Origin of the sequence: Streptomyces sp. NBC_01288 (assembly GCF_035982055.1) — a bacterium.
Taxonomy (GTDB): Bacteria; Actinomycetota; Actinomycetes; order Streptomycetales; family Streptomycetaceae; genus Streptomyces.
The window spans coordinates 3,371,940-3,389,892 of record NZ_CP108427.1 but is presented as its reverse complement, the minus strand read 5'-3'; the positions used below and the strand labels follow the sequence as shown (position 1 = coordinate 3,389,892).

The 17,953-nt window shown below is 69.5% G+C and carries 17 protein-coding genes; 11 read left to right on the top strand and 6 right to left on the bottom strand.

The genetic code is table 11. The annotated features are described in order from the left end of the window. Positions 1-114 precede the first annotated feature (114 nt). The 5 genes from atpA (at position 115) to OG194_RS14495 (ending at position 5,146) form a co-directional block, all read left to right on the top strand. On the top strand, positions 115-1,704 hold the full coding sequence (gene atpA / locus OG194_RS14515) for a F0F1 ATP synthase subunit alpha (protein WP_327401279.1): 1,590 nt from the start codon (positions 115-117) through the stop codon (positions 1,702-1,704). 20 nt (positions 1,705-1,724) lie between these two features. After that, positions 1,725-2,639, top strand: coding sequence for a F0F1 ATP synthase subunit gamma (locus tag OG194_RS14510; RefSeq protein WP_327401278.1), 915 nt, complete (start codon positions 1,725-1,727; stop codon positions 2,637-2,639). After that, positions 2,639-4,075: a F0F1 ATP synthase subunit beta gene (atpD, locus tag OG194_RS14505; protein WP_327401277.1), complete on the top strand. Its 1,437-nt coding sequence runs from the start codon at positions 2,639-2,641 to the stop codon at positions 4,073-4,075. The genes OG194_RS14510 and atpD overlap by 1 nt, the downstream gene beginning before the upstream one ends. Positions 4,076-4,186: 111 nt before the next feature. After that, positions 4,187-4,561: a F0F1 ATP synthase subunit epsilon gene (locus OG194_RS14500; RefSeq protein ID WP_266772606.1), complete on the top strand. Its 375-nt coding sequence runs from the start codon at positions 4,187-4,189 to the stop codon at positions 4,559-4,561. A 138-nt stretch (positions 4,562-4,699) separates the two neighbouring features. Then, positions 4,700-5,146 carry a DUF2550 domain-containing protein gene (locus OG194_RS14495; protein ID WP_327401276.1) on the top strand — a complete coding sequence of 149 codons (447 nt, stop codon included), beginning with the start codon at positions 4,700-4,702 and terminating at the stop codon, positions 5,144-5,146. 31 nt (positions 5,147-5,177) lie between these two features. Here the strand turns inward: OG194_RS14495 and OG194_RS14490 are convergent, their stop codons facing one another. Further along, a complete protein-coding gene (locus tag OG194_RS14490; protein WP_327401275.1) occupies positions 5,178-7,004 on the bottom strand; it encodes a glycoside hydrolase family 18 chitinase in 1,827 nt (608 codons plus the stop codon). A 243-nt stretch (positions 7,005-7,247) separates the two neighbouring features. Between OG194_RS14490 and OG194_RS14485 the strand changes: the two genes are divergently transcribed. Next, positions 7,248-7,577 carry a hypothetical protein gene (locus OG194_RS14485; RefSeq protein WP_442811554.1) on the top strand — a complete coding sequence of 110 codons (330 nt, stop codon included), beginning with the start codon at positions 7,248-7,250 and terminating at the stop codon, positions 7,575-7,577. 65 nt (positions 7,578-7,642) lie between these two features. Here the strand turns inward: OG194_RS14485 and OG194_RS14480 are convergent, their stop codons facing one another. After that, a complete protein-coding gene (locus OG194_RS14480; RefSeq protein WP_327401274.1) occupies positions 7,643-8,215 on the bottom strand; it encodes a cob(I)yrinic acid a,c-diamide adenosyltransferase in 573 nt (190 codons plus the stop codon). A 194-nt stretch (positions 8,216-8,409) separates the two neighbouring features. Here OG194_RS14480 and OG194_RS14475 point away from each other — a divergent pair, with 194 nt between their 5' ends. From OG194_RS14475 to OG194_RS14465, 3 genes are all read left to right on the top strand, one after another. Then, the gene (locus OG194_RS14475; RefSeq protein WP_318018851.1) at positions 8,410-9,258 is read left to right on the top strand and encodes a 3-hydroxyacyl-CoA dehydrogenase family protein; all 849 of its coding nucleotides are present in this window, start codon (positions 8,410-8,412) and stop codon (positions 9,256-9,258) included. Between the two features lie 145 nt (positions 9,259-9,403). Continuing rightward, positions 9,404-9,727 carry an STAS domain-containing protein gene (locus OG194_RS14470; protein ID WP_019060737.1) on the top strand — a complete coding sequence of 108 codons (324 nt, stop codon included), beginning with the start codon at positions 9,404-9,406 and terminating at the stop codon, positions 9,725-9,727. Positions 9,728-9,958: 231 nt separating this feature from the next. Beyond that, the gene (locus tag OG194_RS14465) at positions 9,959-12,514 is read left to right on the top strand and encodes an ATP-binding protein (protein ID WP_327401273.1); all 2,556 of its coding nucleotides are present in this window, start codon (positions 9,959-9,961) and stop codon (positions 12,512-12,514) included. Between the two features lie 109 nt (positions 12,515-12,623). On the opposite strand, the gene nucS is transcribed toward OG194_RS14465, so the two are convergent. Continuing rightward, on the bottom strand, positions 12,624-13,304 hold the full coding sequence (gene nucS / locus OG194_RS14460; protein WP_327401271.1) for an endonuclease NucS: 681 nt from the start codon (positions 13,302-13,304) through the stop codon (positions 12,624-12,626). 308 nt (positions 13,305-13,612) lie between these two features. Between nucS and OG194_RS14455 the strand changes: the two genes are divergently transcribed. After that, positions 13,613-14,005, top strand: a complete 393-nt coding sequence (locus OG194_RS14455; RefSeq protein WP_327401270.1) for an SCO5389 family protein — start codon at positions 13,613-13,615, stop codon at positions 14,003-14,005. A gap of 92 nt (positions 14,006-14,097) precedes the next feature. On the opposite strand, the gene OG194_RS14450 is transcribed toward OG194_RS14455, so the two are convergent. Next, positions 14,098-15,126, bottom strand: coding sequence for an LLM class flavin-dependent oxidoreductase (locus tag OG194_RS14450; protein WP_327401269.1), 1,029 nt, complete (start codon positions 15,124-15,126; stop codon positions 14,098-14,100). Positions 15,127-15,347: 221 nt separating this feature from the next. Here OG194_RS14450 and OG194_RS14445 point away from each other — a divergent pair, with 221 nt between their 5' ends. Continuing rightward, positions 15,348-15,680, top strand: coding sequence for an ATP/GTP-binding protein (locus OG194_RS14445; protein WP_327401268.1), 333 nt, complete (start codon positions 15,348-15,350; stop codon positions 15,678-15,680). A 12-nt stretch (positions 15,681-15,692) separates the two neighbouring features. Here the strand turns inward: OG194_RS14445 and OG194_RS14440 are convergent, their stop codons facing one another. Together OG194_RS14440 and OG194_RS14435 are read right to left on the bottom strand one after the other, a co-directional pair. Continuing rightward, positions 15,693-16,565: an ABC transporter permease gene (locus tag OG194_RS14440; protein ID WP_327401267.1), complete on the bottom strand. Its 873-nt coding sequence runs from the start codon at positions 16,563-16,565 to the stop codon at positions 15,693-15,695. Continuing rightward, complete coding sequence (locus tag OG194_RS14435) at positions 16,562-17,872, bottom strand: ABC transporter ATP-binding protein (RefSeq protein WP_327401266.1); 1,311 nt, start codon at positions 17,870-17,872, stop codon at positions 16,562-16,564. Before OG194_RS14435 ends, OG194_RS14440 begins: the two co-directional genes overlap by 4 nt. Positions 17,873-17,953 lie beyond the last annotated feature (81 nt).

Here is a 17,953-nt window from a genome sequence, read left to right as displayed (position 1 = left end):
ACGTAGTAAGGCGGCCCGAGTTGGGCCGTGCAGAGGATTCACCTCGTCACGGGGGGAGTCCCCCCATCCCCCCAAGTGAAACTTCGGGCCCAACAAGGAGAGCAGGGAACCCAGATGGCGGAGCTCACGATCCGGCCGGAGGAGATCCGGGACGCGCTGGAGAACTTCGTCCAGTCGTACAAGCCGGACGCGGCCTCGCGCGAGGAGGTCGGTACGGTCACCCTTGCCGGCGACGGCATCGCGAAGGTCGAGGGCCTCCCCTCGGCCATGGCCAACGAACTGCTGAAGTTCGAGGACGGCACCCTCGGTCTCGCGCTCAACCTCGAAGAGCGTGAGATCGGTACCGTCATCCTCGGCGAGTTCAGCGGTGTCGAGGAGGGCCAGCCGGTCACCCGCACCGGAGAGGTCCTGTCCGTCGCCGTCGGCGAGGGCTACCTCGGCCGTGTCGTCGACCCGCTCGGCAACCCGATCGACGGCCTCGGCGAGATCGAGACCACCGGCCGCCGCGCCCTGGAGCTGCAGGCCCCGGGCGTCATGGTCCGCAAGTCGGTGCACGAGCCGATGGAGACCGGCTACAAGGCCGTCGACGCGATGACCCCGATCGGCCGTGGCCAGCGTCAGCTGATCATCGGCGACCGCCAGACGGGCAAGACCGCCCTGGCCGTCGACACGATCATCAACCAGCGCGACAACTGGCGCTCGGGCGACGTGAACAAGCAGGTCCGCTGCATCTACGTCGCCATCGGTCAGAAGGGCTCCACCATCGCCTCCGTGCGTGGTGCGCTCGAAGAGGCCGGCGCGCTGGAGTACACGACCATCGTCGCCGCCCCGGCGTCCGACCCGGCCGGCTTCAAGTACCTGGCGCCGTACACCGGTTCGGCCATCGGCCAGCACTGGATGTACGACGGCAAGCACGTCCTCATCATCTTCGACGACCTCTCCAAGCAGGCCGACGCCTACCGCGCCGTGTCCCTGCTGCTGCGCCGTCCGCCGGGCCGCGAGGCCTACCCGGGTGACGTCTTCTACCTGCACTCCCGTCTGCTGGAGCGCTGCGCGAAGCTCTCCGACGAGATGGGCAAGGGCTCGATGACCGGTCTGCCGATCGTCGAGACCAAGGCCAACGACGTCTCGGCGTTCATCCCGACCAACGTCATCTCCATCACCGACGGCCAGTGCTTCCTGGAGTCGGACCTCTTCAACGCCGGTCAGCGCCCCGCGCTGAACGTCGGTATCTCCGTCTCCCGAGTCGGTGGTTCCGCGCAGCACAAGGCGATGAAGCAGGTCTCCGGCCGACTGCGCCTCGACCTCGCCCAGTACCGCGAGCTGGAGGCGTTCGCCGCCTTCGGTTCCGACCTGGACGCCGCGTCGAAGGCCCAGCTGGAGCGCGGTCAGCGTCTGGTCGAGCTGCTCAAGCAGGCTCAGTACCAGCCGATGGCCACCGCCGACCAGGTCGTCTCCGTGTGGGCCGCGACCACCGGCAAGATGGACGACGTACCGGTCGCCGACATCCGCCGCTTCGAGACGGAGCTGCTGGAGTACCTGCACCGCAAGGAGCAGGGCCTCATGACCTCCATCAAGGAGGGCGGCAAGATGTCGGACGACACCCTCACCGCTGCCGCCGACGCCATCGCCGAGTTCAAGAAGCAGTTCGAGACCTCGGACGGCAAGCTCCTCGGCGAGGACGCCCCGGCCGCGGCCAAGTGACGTAGGAAGGGACCTGACTCATGGGAGCCCAGCTCCGGGTCTACAAGCGTCGCATCCGATCCGTCACCGCGACCAAGAAGATCACCAAGGCGATGGAGATGATCGCCGCTTCGCGTGTCGTCAAGGCGCACCGCAAGGTGCAGGCCTCGACGCCGTACGCGAAGGAACTGACGCGCGCGGTCACGGCGGTCGGTACGGGTTCCAACACCCGGCACCCGCTGACCACCGAGGCGGAGACGCCGACCCGTTCCGCGGTACTGCTCCTCACGAGCGACCGCGGTCTGGCCGGCGCCTTCAACTCCAACGCCATCAAGGCCGCGGAGCAGCTGACCGCACGTCTTGAGGCCGAGGGCAAGGAGGTCGACACGTACATCGTCGGCCGCCGCGGTGTCGCCCACTACAACTTCCGTGAGCGCAAGATCGCGGAGCAGTGGACCGGCTTCACCGACCAGCCCGAGTACGCGGACGCGAAGAAGGTCGCGGGTCCGCTGATCGAGGCGATCGAGCTGGACACGGCGGAGGGCGGCGTGGACGAACTCCACATCGTCTACACCGAGTTCGTCTCGATGATGACGCAGACGCCGATCGACAGCCGGCTGCTGCCCCTCAGCCTCGAAGAGGTCGCGGAGGACGTGCCCTCGGGCGAGATCCTTCCGCTGTACGACTTCGAGCCGTCGGCGGAGGACGTCCTGGACGCCCTCCTGCCGCGGTACGTCGAGAGCCGTATCTACAACGCGCTGCTCCAGTCGGCTGCCTCCAAGCACGCCGCCACCCGCCGCGCGATGAAGTCGGCGACCGACAACGCGGGAGACCTGATCACCACGCTCTCCCGTCTTGCCAACGCGGCCCGCCAGGCCGAAATCACCCAGGAAATCAGCGAGATCGTCGGTGGCTCCGCAGCCCTGGCCGACGCGACCGCGGGGAGTGACAAGTAATGACGACGACAGTTGAGACGGCCGTTGCCACGGGCCGCGTCGCCCGGGTCATCGGCCCGGTCGTCGACGTGGAGTTCCCCGTCGACGCGATGCCGGAGATCTACAACGCTCTGCACGTCGAGGTGGCCGACCCGGCCCTGGACGGTGCGAAGAAGACGCTGACCCTGGAGGTCGCCCAGCACCTGGGTGACGGCCTGGTCCGCACGATCTCGATGCAGCCCACCGACGGTCTGGTCCGCCAGGCCGCGGTCACCGACACCGGCAACGGCATCACCGTCCCGGTCGGCGACTTCACCAAGGGCAAGGTGTTCAACACCCTCGGTGAGGTGCTGAACAGCGACGAGAAGTACACGGGCGAGCGCTGGTCCATCCACCGCAAGGCCCCGCGCTTCGACGAGCTCGAGTCGAAGACCGAGATGTTCGAGACCGGCGTCAAGGTCATCGACCTGCTGACCCCGTACGTCAAGGGCGGCAAGATCGGCCTGTTCGGCGGTGCCGGCGTCGGCAAGACGGTGCTCATCCAGGAGATGATCTACCGCGTCGCCAACAACCACGACGGTGTCTCCGTGTTCGCCGGTGTCGGCGAGCGCACCCGTGAGGGCAACGACCTCATCGAGGAGATGGCCGACTCGGGCGTCATCGACAAGACGGCGCTGGTCTTCGGCCAGATGGACGAGCCCCCGGGCACCCGTCTGCGCGTGGCCCTGGCCGGTCTGACCATGGCGGAGTACTTCCGCGATGTGCAGAACCAGGACGTGCTGTTCTTCATCGACAACATCTTCCGCTTCACGCAGGCCGGTTCCGAGGTCTCGACCCTGCTCGGCCGCATGCCCTCCGCGGTGGGCTACCAGCCGAACCTGGCCGACGAGATGGGTCTCCTCCAGGAGCGCATCACCTCGACCCGCGGTCACTCGATCACCTCGATGCAGGCGATCTACGTCCCCGCGGACGACCTGACCGACCCGGCCCCGGCCACCACCTTCGCCCACCTCGACGCGACGACGGTTCTCTCCCGTCCGATCTCCGAGAAGGGCATCTACCCGGCCGTGGACCCGCTGGACTCCACGTCCCGCATCCTGGACCCGCGCTACATCGCGGCCGAGCACTACAACACCGCGATGCGCGTCAAGACGGTCCTCCAGAAGTACAAGGACCTCCAGGACATCATCGCGATCCTCGGTATCGACGAGCTGGGCGAGGAGGACAAGCTCACCGTCCACCGTGCCCGTCGCGTGGAGCGCTTCCTGTCCCAGAACACCCACGTCGCCAAGCAGTTCACCGGCGTCGACGGGTCGGACGTCCCGCTGGACGAGTCGATCGTGGCCTTCAACTCGATCATCGACGGCGAGTACGACCACTTCCCGGAGCAGGCGTTCTTCCTCTGCGGTGGTATCGAGGACCTGAAGGCGAACGCGAAGGAGCTGGGCGTCTCCTGACCCCCGTGCTTCACCTGAGGGGGTGGGGCGTGTCCCACCCCCTCTTTCATGCCTACTAGAATTGAACCCACACCCGGCACGACCGCCGGGTGGTGACCCGAGGAGCCCACCTTGGCTGCTGAGCTGCATGTCGAGCTCGTCGCCGCGGACCGCCAGGTCTGGTCCGGCGAGGCCACCCTGGTCGTCGCGCGCACCACGTCCGGCGACATCGGCGTCATGCCCGGTCACCAGCCGCTGCTCGGTGTGCTGGAGTCGGGCCCGGTGACCATCCGTACGAGCGACGGCGGGACGGTCGTCGCCGCGGTGCACGGCGGTTTCATCTCGTTCGCGGACAACAAGTTGTCGCTGCTCGCCGAGATCGCCGAGCTGTCGGACGAGATCGACGTCCAGCGCGTGGAGCGGGAGCTGGAGCGCGCGAAGGCGGAGGGCGACGAGTCCGCCGAGCGTCGCGCCGACGTCCGACTGCGTGCGGTGGAGACGCGCTGAACCCAGGTTCGACGCGATGACGTGACTCAGCCGCGGCTGGGACCGGAGGAATCCGGACCCAGCCGCGGCTGAGGCGAATGTGGGTGTTTTTTCCGTTCCGTTACCTGTTTTACCTAGGAGACGAGGAGGTCGGTGTCGATGGTCCTCGCTCTGACTGTGTGCGGAATCGTGGTGGCCCTGGTTGTGGTGGGGCTGTTCGTCTTCGGCCTGCGCCGCAGACTCATCCAGCGCTCCGGCGGCACCTTCGACTGTTCGCTCCGCTGGGACGTCCCGGAGAAACCCGACACCAACGGCAAGGGCTGGAGCTACGGCGTCGCCCGCTACAACGGCGACCGCATCGAGTGGTACCGCGTCTTCTCCTACGCCTACCGCCCGCGCCGGACGCTGGAACGCTCCGCGATCGAGGTCGCCGGCCGCCGCCTCCCCGAGGGCGAGGAGGAGCTGGCCCTGCTCTCCGACGCGCTCATCCTGACCTGCCTGCACCGGGGCACGCGCCTCGAACTCGCCATGAGCGAAGACGCGCTGACCGGTTTCCTCGCGTGGCTTGAGGCAGCCCCGCCCGGTCAGCGCGTCAATGTCGCTTAGTCGCTACGGGTAGTTCCTGTCGGCAACTCGCTTATGAGAGACCGCTGTTGATGGCGGTCACCAGCTCACCGTTGCTGGTGTCGCCGCTGAAGTCCCAGAAGAACGCGCCGCCCAGACCCTGGGTCTTGGCCCAGCTCATCTTTCCGGCGATCGTGCTCGGGGTGTCGTAGGACCACCAGTTGGTGCCGCAGTGGGCGTACGCCGTGCCCGCGATGGTGCCGGTGGCGGGGCAGGACGTCTTGAGGACCTTGTAGTCCTCGATGCCCTGTTCGTAGGTGCCGGGTGCCGGGCCCGTGGCCGTGCCGCCCGGGGCGTCCTGGGTGACGCCGGTCCAGCCTCTGCCGTAGAAGCCGATGCCGATGAGCAGCTTGTTCGCGGGGACGCCCTTCGACTTGAACTTGGCGATCGCGTCGGCCGTGGTGAAGCCCGGTGTCGGGATGCCGCTGTAGGTGGTGAGCGGGGAGTGCGGGGCGGTGGGGCCGGTCGGGTTGAAGGCGCCGAAGAAGTCGTACGTCATCACGTTGTACCAGTCGACGTACTGGGCCGCGCCCGCGTAGTCGGCGGCGTCGATCTTGCCGCCGGAGGTGCCGTCGGCCGTGGTGGCGGCGGTGACCAGGTTGCTGGAGCCGAACTTGGCGCGCAGGGCCTGCATCAGGTTCTTGTACGCCGCCGCACCGCTGGTGTCGCAGGACAGACCGCAGGCGTTCGGGTACTCCCAGTCGATGTCGATGCCGTCGAAGACGTCGGCCCAGCGCGGGTCCTCGACCAGGTTGTAGCAGGAGTTGGCGAACGCGGTCGGGTTGGCCGCGGCCTGCGCGAAGCCGCCGGACCAGGTCCAGCCGCCGAAGGACCAGAGGATCTTGATGTTCGGGTACTTGGCCTTCAGCTCGCGCAGCTGGTTGAAGTTGCCGGCGATCGGCTGGTCCCAGGTGTCGGCAACGCCGCTGACCGACTGGTCGGCGGTGAACGTCTTCTGGTAGTCGGCGTAGGCGTCACCGATCGCGCACTGCCCGTTGGTCACGTTGCCGAAGGCGTAGTTGATGTGCGTGATCTTCGCGGCGGAGCCGGAGGTCACCAGGTTCTTGACCTGGTAGTTGCGCTGGTACGTGCCCCACTCGGTGAGGTACCCGAGCTTGACCGCGCTGCCGGTGGCCGGGGGAGTGGTCGTACCGCCGGTGGTGTGCACGGCGACCGCGCCGCTGACCGGGCCTGTCTGGTCCGCGGTGTCCCGGGCCTGCACGGTGTACGAGTAGTCGGTGCCGGCGGTGAGACCGGTGTTCGTGTACGACGTCGTCGTCACCGTGGCGACCTTGGTGCCGTCGCGTAGGACGTCGTAGTTCTTGACGCCCTTGTCGTCGGTGGCCGCGCTCCAGGACAGGTTCACCGAGGTGTTGGTGATCGCGGAGGCGGTGGGGGTGCCGGGGGCGGAGGGGGCCGCGTCACCGGGGACGGTGGTGCCGCCGTCACAACTGCCGCCGTTCAGCAGACAGTTGGAGGGCGAGCCGCTGCCGGCGCCGTTGAAGCCGAAGGAGACGGAGGCGCCCGCGGCGATGGTGCCGTTGTAGGACTTGTTCTTCGCGGTCCAGTGGTTGCCTGAGTTGGTGACGTCCGCGTCCCAGGCCGAGGTGACGGACGTACCGGAGGGGAAGTCCCACTCGACCGTCCACGAACTGATCGCGCTGGTACCGGTGTTCTTGACGGTCCACTGACCGCCGAAGCCGGTACCCCAGTCACTGGACTTGGCGAAGGTGGCGGTGGCGGTCGAAGCGGCCTCGGCGGGCGCGGCCAGACCGACGAGAGCGGCGAGCGGAAGCAGCAGGGTCGCGAACCCGGCAACTGCTCGATGTCTGAAGCGCATTGAGCGCCTCCTCTTTTGTTTTACGCCTCCGGCGCGCTGGAGCCGGTGTCGAGAGTGCGACCGTGCTCAGCCCTTCGGGCCTCCGCGCGCTCGCACTCTCGACACCGTCGCGCGCCTTTGGCGGGGGGTGTCGGGGGTATCTCGGGGATGCCGGGGCGCGACTGAGCCTTCGCACCCGCGGTGCCGCGAGAATAGAAAGGTCTGGACCACGGGTCAATAGGTCTGGACCACTTTGGTATGCGTGTGCTAAACCCCAATTCACGCCCCGGCAAAGCCACTTGGACCCGGCTGTGCGGTCCCGCCTCGGTCGGCAACCGACTGACGTGCGACTTTCATCTCGCGGGCCGACCTGACGCGACTCCTCGACCGCATGACGACGGGGAGCCGACCGTCATCACGCGCGGCGGCATCGCGGTGGCCGCGATCGTGCCCATGTCCGACTGCGACGCGCTGGAGGAGGCGGCGGACGAAGTGCTCACGCGGACGGCCCTGCGGACTCTCGCCGAGGAGCGCGCCACCCTCGCGGACTTACTCGCGGACATCTTCGGCAGGCCGGCGCCGGACGGGATGTGACGTACGCCTTCGAGTTCACCGCCACCGCCCCCGCCGGGACGTCTACCGCCGCCGCTGACCGCCGGTCAGCGCTCCCCGCCCGGTACCCAAAGGACGTCCCCCGCCTCCTTGTTGGCCGTGCGGGCCAGGATGAAGAGGAGGTCCGACAGGCGGTTCAGGTAGGTCGCCGTCAGGGGGTTCATCACCTCGGCATGGGCCTCCAGGGCCGACCATGTCGACCGCTCCGCCCGGCGTGCGACCGTGCAGGCCTGGTGGAGGAGGGCCGCGCCCGGGGTGCCGCCGGGGAGGATGAAGGAGCGGAGTTTCTCCAGCTGCTCGTTGAAGTGGTCGCAGTCCGACTCCAACTTGTCGATGTAGAACTGCTCGACGCGCAGGGGCGGGAACTCCGGGTTCTCGACCACCGGTGTGCACAGGTCCGCGCCCACGTCGAAGAGGTCGTTCTGGACGCGGGTGAGGACCTTGACGATGTCCTCGGGGAGGGCGCCGAGGGCGATGGCCGTGCCGATCGCCGCGTTCGCCTCGTTCGTGTCGGCGTAAGCCGAGATGCGGACGTCGGTCTTGGCGACCCGGCTCATGTCGCCGAGGGCGGTGGTGCCCTGGTCGCCGGTCCTGGTGTAGATGCGCGTCAGATTGACCATACGGCCAGCGTAGTCAGGGTCGACCGGTGCTCAACTAGGCCGTACGGGGGGTCGAATGACCCGTGGCGGTGTGATGTCCGTCAGATGAGACGTGACGCGCGTTACTTACCGGTCACACAGCGCCGCACCTTCGCTAGTGTCCGCCGAGAGGCATACGGATACACGCTGTAAGCGTTTCAAAGGGGAGTCGCACAGTGGCACGGAAGCTTGCCGTCATCGGCGCCGGACTCATGGGTTCCGGTATCGCCCAGGTCTCCGCCCAGGCGGGCTGGGACGTCGTCCTGCGCGATGTCACCGACGAAGCCCTGAAGCGTGGAACCGACGGCATCAAGGCCTCGTACGACAAGTTCGTGAGCAAGGGCAAGCTGGAGGCGCACGACGCCGACGCGGCTCTTGGGCGCATCACCGCGACCACCGATCTCGACGCCGTCGCCGACGCGGACATCGTCGTCGAAGCCGTCTTCGAGAAGCTCGAAATCAAGCACGAGATCTTCCGCGCGCTGGACAAGATCGTGCGCGAGGACGCCGTCCTCGCCTCCAACACCTCCGCCATCCCGATCACGAAGATCGCGGCCGTGACGGAGCGTCCGGAGCGCGTCGTAGGAACGCACTTCTTCTCACCGGTCCCGATGATGGGGCTGTGCGAGCTGGTGCGCGGATACAAGACGAGCGACGAAACCCTCGCCACCGCAAGGGAGTTCGCCGAATCCGTCGGCAAGACCTGCATCGTCGTCAACCGTGACGTGGCCGGGTTCGTGACGACCCGTCTCATCTCGGCGCTCGTCGTCGAGGCGGCGAAGCTGTACGAGTCGGGCGTCGCCACCGCCGAGGACATCGACCTCGCCTGCAAGCTGGGCTTCGGCCACGCGATGGGCCCGCTGGCCACCGCGGACCTCACCGGCGTCGACATCCTGCTGCACGCGACGAGCAACATCTACACCGAGTCGCAGGACGAGAAGTTCGCCCCGCCGGAGCTGATGCGCCGAATGGTGGACGCCGGTGACATCGGACGCAAGAGCGGGCAGGGCTTCTACAAGCACTGAGACCGCACACGCCCCTGCCCCATCACACGCAGGGGTGAATTCGGTATCGGTTCGCTCACAGACGGCAACCTCGTGGCACTTCACGCAGTCAGAGGTTGCATCACCTACATCACGGAGAACGCCACCGCACTCACGGGGAGCGCATATGTACATCAGGGGCGACCACGTCGAGCTGGTCGTCGGGGGCCGCCTCGACGTCCGCAGCGCGGCGGACGCCCGTACGGTCCTGCACTCGGCCGTCGACGACGGAGTCGGCGATCTGGTGCTGGACCTGTCCGAGCTCGACTCCTGGGACGCCACCGGCCTCGGCGTCATCATGGGAGCCCACCGACGGGCCGGCCGCTGCGGCCGGCGCCTGGTGCTGCGCCGCGTACCGCCGCAGATGCAGCGCCTGCTCGTGGCCACCCGGCTGCACCGCATCCTCGCCATCGAGGGCGGGATCGGGGTGGAGTCGCTTCCCAGGGTCTGATCCCAAGGTCCGACGTCGGCCGCGCGCAATCCTCATGAGACTGTGACGTCTCGCACCGCGCGGTACCCCGGCCTGTCGTAGATACTGTGCGAAGGTTTACGGTTCGGTTGCCCGCTGCCTCACCACCCTTCGAGCGGGCCCGGACCAGAAGCGACAGCGCGGTGTGCACAAGGCCGGGAGGGGCCTGGGTCCTGTCGACCCGCACACGACGCTTTTGGGGGGCTTGGACCTATGGACCCGATCGACCGGGGACCCGAGGAGTACGGCCATGACGGCGACGACACGTCGTCGCGTCAGCGGCCGCTCCGGGAACCCCTCACACCTGACTTCGGCCAGCACACACCCGCACTCGCCCGCACCGTGCAGTTGGTCACCGGCGACCTCCTGCTCACCGTCAACCCCGTCGACGGCAGCGAGATCGAGGTCTGCCCGCCCGGACAGCGGCCCGGCCGGCCCGCGAAGTTCGCCGCCGCCGAGCGCGCCGAGGCGGCCCGAGCCGCCAGACCACCGGTCCCGCCCGGCCTGAACCGCCCCGAACTGCCGCTCCTGGAGCGCCAGGAGGAGCGCGAGCGTCTCGTACGGCTGCTCGCCCGCGGCCGTTCCGTACGCCTCACCGGCCCCTCGGGCTCCGGCCGCACCAGCCTGCTCGACCTCGTCGCCGAGGACTGCCTGGACCTGGCCCCCGACGGCGTGATCCGCCTCACCGGCTTCCACCGCACCGCCGGCGACCTCCTCCACGACCTCTTCCACGCCGTCTACGACGCACCCCTGCACCGGCCCGGCCGGGAGGAACTCCTCGCGCTGACGCGGGAGATCGGTGCGGTCGTCGTCCTGGACGACATCGAGTTCGGCGCCGCAGCCCTCGACGAACTCCTCGACGCGACGCCCGAGTGCGCCTTCCTGATCGCCGCGACCCCGGAGATCCCGGCGCCGTCCGCGGACTCCGCCATCGAGGAGGTCTTCCTCGGCGGCCTCGGGCGGCCCGGTGCCGTGGAGGTCCTGGAGCGTGCCGTGGGCCGCGTCCTCACCGAGGAGGAGGCGAACTGGGCGGGCGACCTCTACTTCGAGTCCGAGGGCCTGCCCCTGCGCTTCGTCCAGGCCGGCGCCCTGCTCCGCCAGCGCGACCAACTGCGCGTCGGCACCAGCGCCGTCGAGGAGTTCGGCGTCTTCCAGGACGCGACCCCGGCCGACGCGCCCTTCGACACCCCGCCCCTCGACCCGGACGAGGCCGACGCCGTACCGCTGCCGTCCCTCGGCGAGGCCGCCGCGCCCGCCCCGCTGCTCGCCTCCCGGCTCAGCACCTCGGCGCGGGCCACCCTGCGCTTCGCCGTCGCGCTCGGCGGTGAGGTGCCGCACCAGGCGCATCTGCCCGCGCTCGTCGGCGACACCCATGCCGACGCCGCCCTCGGTGAACTCGCGGGCTGCGGACTGGTCTCCCCGGTCGGCTCCCGCTACCGGCTCGCCACCGGCGTCCAGACCCAGCTGGAGGCCGCCGGATACGGCGACGACGTCGCGTCCGGCGCCCTCATCGCCGCCCTGCACTACTCCTGGTGGGCCGGGCACCCCTCGGTCACACCCGAGCGCGTGTGCGCCGAGGCGGACGCCCTGCTCGCCGCGCTCGTCGCCCTCCTGCCGGCGACGACACCGCCCGGCGACGGCGAGGAGAGCACCACCGTCCACCTGGCCCGCACGGCGGCGCCCGCGTTCGCCGCCGGACTGCACTGGAGCGACTGGGAGCGCGTGCTGCGCTCCGGCATCGAGGCCGCGCAGCTCGCCGGCGATGTGGGTGAACAGGCCTATTTCCAGCACGAGTTGGGTGTCCTCGCGCTCTGCGAGGGCGACCTCGACCGGGCCCGTGCCGAACTGGAGTCGTCCATCGCCCTGCGCGGCGAGGCCGCCGACAAGCGCGGCGCGGTAGCGGGCCGCCGGGCCCTCGCGCTGGTCGCCGACCGCTCCGGCGTCGCGCTCGGCCTCGGTTCCACGGCGGGTGAGGAAGTACCGGACGCGCGCTACGAGGAGTCGGCCTCGCCGCCCGGCGGCACACCGACGCCCTTCCCGCCGCTCCAACTGCCCGGCGACACCTCCTACACCCTCGTCGCACACCAGCCCTCGCCCCCGAAGCCGCACAACAAGGCCCGGGGCGGCCTGCGCGGCTACGCCCGGCGCAACCTCGTCGCGGCCGGCGCGGGCGTCCTGCTCGCCGCCGTCCTCGGCACGGTCGTCACCCTCGGCGCCACGTCCAACAACAACGCCGACAACCCGTCCGACAAGGTCGGCGTCAACCCGTCGGCCAGCCAGGGCAGCGACGACGACAGCCTCGGCGCCGACAAGGCGAAGAACGGCGACAAGAACGACACGGGCACGGTGACCAGTCGGCCCACCGACCCGGGCCCGGACGGGACCTACGGGACGTCGGACGATCCGACACCGACGAACGGTGGCGGGACGCCTTCGGACAAGCCGAGCGGGACGAGCGGGTCGGGGAACGGGTCGCACACGCCGTCGCCGACCAAGTCGACTTCGCCGACCAGCAAGCCACCGTCCTCGCCGTCCACCCCGTCGGGTGGTTCCTCCTCGTCCGCGCCACCGTCGGGTGGTTCCTCTTCGTCCGCGACGCCGAGCGGCGGTTCGTCCTCGTCCGCCACGCCGACCGACGGCACCACGAACCCGTCCGCCGACACCTCGGCAAGCGGCGCAGCCTCAAGTGCCCCCGTCGAGACGGCCAGTTCGGTCGCGCCCGGGAGCGGCGGCGCGGACACGTCGAGTAGTGCGGGTGCCGTGATCTGACTCCCGTACGGCAGTCCCGTACGACATGAAAGGGCCGGCTCCGATGATCGGAACCGGCCCTTTTCGTCGTGGTGAAGTCGGTGTCTGGCGGCGGCTGTTCGGAACAGGCTCAGAAGAGGCGCAGTTTGTCGTCCTCGATGCCGCGCAGGGCGTTGTAGTCGAGGACCGTGCAGCCGATGCCGCGGTCGGTGGCGAGGACGCGGGCCTGCGGCTTGATCTCCTGGGCGGCGAAGATGCCGCGGACCGGGGCCAGGTGGGGATCGCGGTTCAACAGCTCCAGGTAGCGCGTGAGTTGCTCCACGCCGTCGATCTCGCCGCGCCGCTTGATCTCGATCGCGACGGTCTGGCCCTCGGCGTCCCGGCACAGGATGTCGACCGGTCCGATGGCCGTCATGTACTCGCGGCGGATCAGCGTGTAGCCCTCGCCGAGGGTGTCGATACGGTCGGCGAGCAGCTCCTGGAGGTGCGCTTCCACGCCGTCCTTGATCAGGCCGGGGTCCACGCCGAGTTCGTGCGAGGAGTCGTGGAGGATCTCCTCCATCGTGATGATGAGCTTCTCGCCCGCCTTGTTGATGACGGTCCAGACGCCCGCGGGATCTTCAGGGTCCCCCGAACCCTCCTTCAGCGTGCAGGGCGGAGACATCCAGTTGAGGGGCTTGTAGGCCCGGTCGTCCGCGTGGATCGAGACGCTGCCGTCCGCCTTCACCAGGATGAGACGGGGGGCGGAGGGGAGGTGGGCGGTGAGCCGGCCCGCGTAGTCCACGGAACACCGGGCAATGACGAGACGCATGGTCGGCAACGCTACTCGACGGGCGTGGGTGCACGCGATTCGCCCACCCGTCTCCCACCACCACCCTCAACCGAGGCCCTGCGGGCCGCCCCTGTTGTCCTGGAAGACCCGTGACGCCCGTTGTTCATTCTTGGCCGATTGTGGGCCCATTGAGAGTTCCCTATGTACGCATTCTCCTGGTGCCGCCCTCCTCCGTTGCCTACCGTATAAGCGGGAGGTCGCGAGACATGTACGCAGCGTGTTCGTCATCGCGAACTCCCTTACCTGTCCGGCAACCCCCGCGAGTTGGGGGTGCGAGAGGAGAACCCATGTCGCTCGACGTCTCACCGGCCCTACTCGAAAAGGCCGAGCGAGGCGAGGTCGACGAAGCTGAATTCGTCGACTGCGTCCGGACCTCCCTGCCTTACGCATGGGAGATGATCAGCTCCCTGGTGGCTCAGCTGAAGGTCGACGGCGGTGCGTTCGCCGACAACCAGACGCCGCCGCCGGACGAGCGGGCACGCGGTCAGTTGCTGCGTGCGCTCGCGAGTGACGCGATACGCGGCGCGCTGCAGCGGCACTTCGGTGTACGCCTTGCCTTCCAGAACTGCCACCGGGTGGCGGTGTTCCCGCTGGACGGCTCGGTCGACGAGAAGCTGGCCCGCTTCACCTCGGTGCGCAGCCAACTGCTGAACCAGTCCCCGGAGTTCAGGGACTGCTGACGCGGCGGGTGCTGCACTGCTTGCCGCTCCGTACGCGGGAGGTGCTCTGTACGGGGCGGCAAGCTCCCCGCGGATCGTCCAGCGCGGTTCGCTCAGCCGAGGTGAGGGAGCACCTCGGCTCCGAGCCGCCGTACGTTCTCCTCGGTCGCCGCGAGGTCCCCGGACCCCTCGACGAGCAGCGCGAAGCGGGAGATGCCGGTCCGCTCCGAGGTCGCCGCGAGCCGGTCGGCGCACAGCCGCGGGGTGCCCACCGGGTGCAGCCCGCAGAGGAGTTCGGTGTACGCGAGCGGGTCGCGCATCCGGCGCTCGCGGTCGTCCACCGTCACATGGGCGTCGAGCCCCTGCTTCAGCCAGCCCGGCATCGCCTTCACCAGGGCCTCCACCGCGTCGGCACGCTTGTCCGCGATCTGGCAGACGCCGGCCGACACATGGGCCGCCCCGCGGATCTCCTCCGCCGGGCGACCCGCAGTCCGCGCCAACTGCCGCCACAGGGCGACCATTTCGGCCTTCTCCTCGTCCCCGACATGCATGCCCAGCAGCATCGGCAGGCCCCGCTCGGCCGCCAGCCGCACGCTCGCGGGGGAGGTGCAGGCGACGACGACCTCGGGGCCCGGCGCGTCCGACAGCGCCTCCGACGGCCTGGGTACGACGGGCACTTCACGGAACGCGAAGCGGTCCCCGGTGCCCGCGACCGACGGCTCGCGCAGCCAGCTCATCAGTAGATCGAGTGATTCCGGGAACCCCTGTTCGTACGCGGCGAGACCCGAGCCGAACACCTCCAGGTCGACCCACGGCCCGCCGCGCCCCACGCCCAGCGAGAAGCGCCCCCCGCTCGTCACGTGCAGCAGCGCGGCCTGTTCGCCGAGGGCGACCGGGTGCACGGTGGGCAGCACGCTGACCGCGGTGCCGACGCGGATGCGCCGGGTGCGGCCCAGCAGCAACGCGGCCAGGGTGACCGCGGACGGGCAGGTGCCGTAGGGCACGAAATGGTGCTCGGCCAGCCAGGCCGTGTCGAGACCGGCCTCCTCCGCGACCTCCACCGAGCGGACCGCGCGGTGCAGGGCCTCCCCCTGGCCCTGCCCCGGGAACTGGGCCGCCAACACAAAACTTCCGACGCGCATGGCTTTTCCTGCTTCCTTGGCTCCGACACGGAGCTCCCCCACCGGGCATAACCGTCCGACACGTGCCGAGGACACGGCCTGGCAAAGAGATTTGCGGATTGTCTGCAGAATGCGCGGTCCCGAGGGGGACTTGTGGTGGTTGATGCCCTTCGCGTACCCCTGTCCGCGCCACGTAGGCTGGACATAGCCCTTGCCTCCTGTATAGCCCCGTGAGGTGTTCTGTGTCCCCGCGTCGCAACCGACCCAAGGAGTCCGGTTCCTCCGGCCAGAGTGCCGACGACGAGCGGTCGGGCCGCTACGGCGGCTGGCAGTCCGCCGAGCACTGGCAGGGCGAGGAGTGGAGCGTGCGCCACGTCGCCGGGGCGAGCGCGCAGGGCAAGACGTACCGCTGCCCCGGCTGCGACCAGCAGATCCCCTCCGGCGTCCCGCACGTCGTGGCCTGGCCGGAGCACGCGGGCGTCGACGACCGCCGCCACTGGCACAAGGCCTGCTGGAACGCGAAGGACCGCCGCACCACACGGGTGCAGCGGTCCAGGAACGCGCCGAGGTTCTGAGGGCCCTACGGTCTACACGTCCCGCTTCTCCAGCAGCGCGACCGCGCCCGCGAACGCCACGGCCGTCACGCCCACGATGATCCACAGCGGGTCCCAGCCCGAAGGGCCGCTCTCCGTCAGGGAGTTGGAGTAGAAGACGCTCATCTGGTTCGGGATCGAGTACTCGAACAGCGCCTGGCGCACGCCCTCCAGCGACTGCGAGAACATGAACAGCGCGACGACCAGCGGGGCGAGCACCGCGCCGATCATGACGGTGATCGCGCCCGCCGAGTGCCGGATGATCGAGCCGACGATCAGCGAGAGCAGCCCGAGCAGCGCGATGTAGAGCGAGACGCCGACCGTCCCCTTGAGCCACTCGCCGGCGGACGGGTCCTTGGCGCCGTTGTTCTCCAGCAGCGCGGCGTCCACGAAGGCGATGAACGCCGACGCCACCAGCGTGACCACGAAGGCGACCCCGAAGAACACGATCGACTTCGCCGCGAGGACCCGGCCCCGGCTGGGGCACGCGGTCATCGTCGTGCGGATCATGCCGGTGCCGTACTCCGAGGCCGTGGTCAGCACGCCGAGCGTGATGATGCACATGCAGCCGAGCAGCAGCCCGAAGAAGCCGTAGGACAGCGGGTTCTCGCCGTTCAGCTCCGAGGAGGAGTCGCTGACCACGACGGCGGCGAGCAGGCCGATGCCGACGACGAGGACCACGAACACGCCGAGCGTCCAGATCGTCGAGCGCACCGACTTGATCTTCGTCCACTCGGAGGCGAGCGCGTGCCCGAGATGCGTGCGCACCACCGGGATCGGCGAGGTGTACCCGCCGTACGAAGGACCGGGCGCCGCCTGCCAGTTGGGCGCGGCTGCCTGCGGCATCGGGGGCTGGGGCGTACTCATCGGGCGTCCTCGGGCTTGGTCAGGTCGGCGGCGGGTGCGGGGGAGGAGGGCTGCGCGGGTGCGGGCGCGGCCGGGATCGCGTCCGCGACCGGAGCCGGAGCGGCCGCCGGGGCACCCTGTGCCGGGCCCTGGGGCGGCTGTGCCGCCGTCTGCGGGGTCAGGGGCGGTGGAGGACCGTACTGGCCGGGCGCGGCCGCCACTGGCGCCGCAGGGGCGCCGTACGGATTCGGGGCGCCGTAAGGATTCGCCGGCGGCTGGCCCATCGCGAACGGCTGGCCGCCCTGCTGCGGTGACGGCGGCGCGTACCAGCCCGGCTGGCCCTGGCCCGGTACCGGCATGGGCGGCTGCGCGCCCGGCGGCAGTTGCTGCATCAGACCGGCCTTCTGGTCGATCGTCGAGCGGTAGTCGACCGCCCCCTGCGTCATCCGCATGTACGCCTCCTCCAGCGAGGCCTGATGCGGGGACAGCTCCCACAGCCGTACGTCCGTGTCGTGCGCGATGTCGCTGATGCGCGGCAGCGGCAGGCCCGTGACGCGCAGCCCGCCGTCCTGCTCGGGCAGCACATGGCCGCCCGCCTCGGTCAGCGCGGAGGTCAGCTTCTCGCGGAGCTGGGGCTCGGTGTCGGGGGTGCGCACGCGCGCGAAGTCGGCCGAGTTCGCCGAGATGAAGTCCCGCACGCTCATGTCCGACAGGAGCTGCCCGCGCCCGATCACGATGAGCTGGTCCGCCGTCAGCGCCATCTCGCTCATCAGGTGCGAGGAGACGAAGACGGTACGGCCCTCCGCCGCGAGCGCCTTCATCAGGTTCCGCACCCAGAGGATGCCCTCCGGGTCGAGGCCGTTGACCGGCTCGTCGAAGAGCAGCACCTGGGGGTCGCCGAGGAGCGCGGCGGCGATGCCGAGCCGCTGGCCCATGCCGAGGGAGAAGCCCTTGGAGCGCTTTCTCGCCACGTCCTGGAGGCCCACGACCCCGAGCACCTCGTCCACGCGCCGGGCCGGGATGCCCGAGAGCTGGGCCAGGCTCAGCAGATGGCTGCGGGCGCTGCGGCCGCCGTGCACGGCCTTGGCGTCGAGCAGGGCACCGACCTGTCTGGGGGCGTTCGGCAGCTTGCGGTAGGGGAAGCCGCCGATCGTCACCTGTCCTGACGTGGGGTTGTCCAGGCCGAGGATCATGCGCATCGTCGTCGACTTGCCCGAGCCGTTGGGCCCGAGGAAACCGGTGACGGCACCGGGCCGCACCTGGAAGGAAAGGTTGTACACGGCGGTCTTGTCGCCGTAGCGCTTGGTCAGGCCGACAGCCTCGATCATGCTCCGCACCCATCGAAAGGATCAGGACAGCAGGGCACACGCCCCCGTAAGGGTTAGGAGGATATCGGGGCGCTGACGGTT

What these genes read in the sequence shown, in the direction of transcription:
- atpA (WP_327401279.1), top strand. Translation starts at nt 115, where the DNA reads ATGGCGGAGCTCACGATCCGGCCGGAGGAGATCCGGGACGCGCTGGAG.
- OG194_RS14510 (WP_327401278.1), top strand. Translation starts at nt 1,725, where the DNA reads ATGGGAGCCCAGCTCCGGGTCTACAAGCGTCGCATCCGATCCGTCACC.
- atpD (WP_327401277.1), top strand. Translation starts at nt 2,639, where the DNA reads ATGACGACGACAGTTGAGACGGCCGTTGCCACGGGCCGCGTCGCCCGG.
- OG194_RS14495 (WP_327401276.1), top strand. Translation starts at nt 4,700, where the DNA reads ATGGTCCTCGCTCTGACTGTGTGCGGAATCGTGGTGGCCCTGGTTGTG.
- OG194_RS14490 (WP_327401275.1), bottom strand. Translation starts at nt 7,004, where the DNA reads ATGCGCTTCAGACATCGAGCAGTTGCCGGGTTCGCGACCCTGCTGCTT.
- OG194_RS14480 (WP_327401274.1), bottom strand. Translation starts at nt 8,215, where the DNA reads ATGGTCAATCTGACGCGCATCTACACCAGGACCGGCGACCAGGGCACC.
- OG194_RS14470 (WP_019060737.1), top strand. Translation starts at nt 9,404, where the DNA reads ATGTACATCAGGGGCGACCACGTCGAGCTGGTCGTCGGGGGCCGCCTC.
- OG194_RS14465 (WP_327401273.1), top strand. Translation starts at nt 9,959, where the DNA reads ATGGACCCGATCGACCGGGGACCCGAGGAGTACGGCCATGACGGCGAC.
- nucS (WP_327401271.1), bottom strand. Translation starts at nt 13,304, where the DNA reads ATGCGTCTCGTCATTGCCCGGTGTTCCGTGGACTACGCGGGCCGGCTC.
- OG194_RS14455 (WP_327401270.1), top strand. Translation starts at nt 13,613, where the DNA reads ATGTCGCTCGACGTCTCACCGGCCCTACTCGAAAAGGCCGAGCGAGGC.
- OG194_RS14450 (WP_327401269.1), bottom strand. Translation starts at nt 15,126, where the DNA reads ATGCGCGTCGGAAGTTTTGTGTTGGCGGCCCAGTTCCCGGGGCAGGGC.
- OG194_RS14440 (WP_327401267.1), bottom strand. Translation starts at nt 16,565, where the DNA reads ATGAGTACGCCCCAGCCCCCGATGCCGCAGGCAGCCGCGCCCAACTGG.
- OG194_RS14435 (WP_327401266.1), bottom strand. Translation starts at nt 17,872, where the DNA reads ATGATCGAGGCTGTCGGCCTGACCAAGCGCTACGGCGACAAGACCGCC.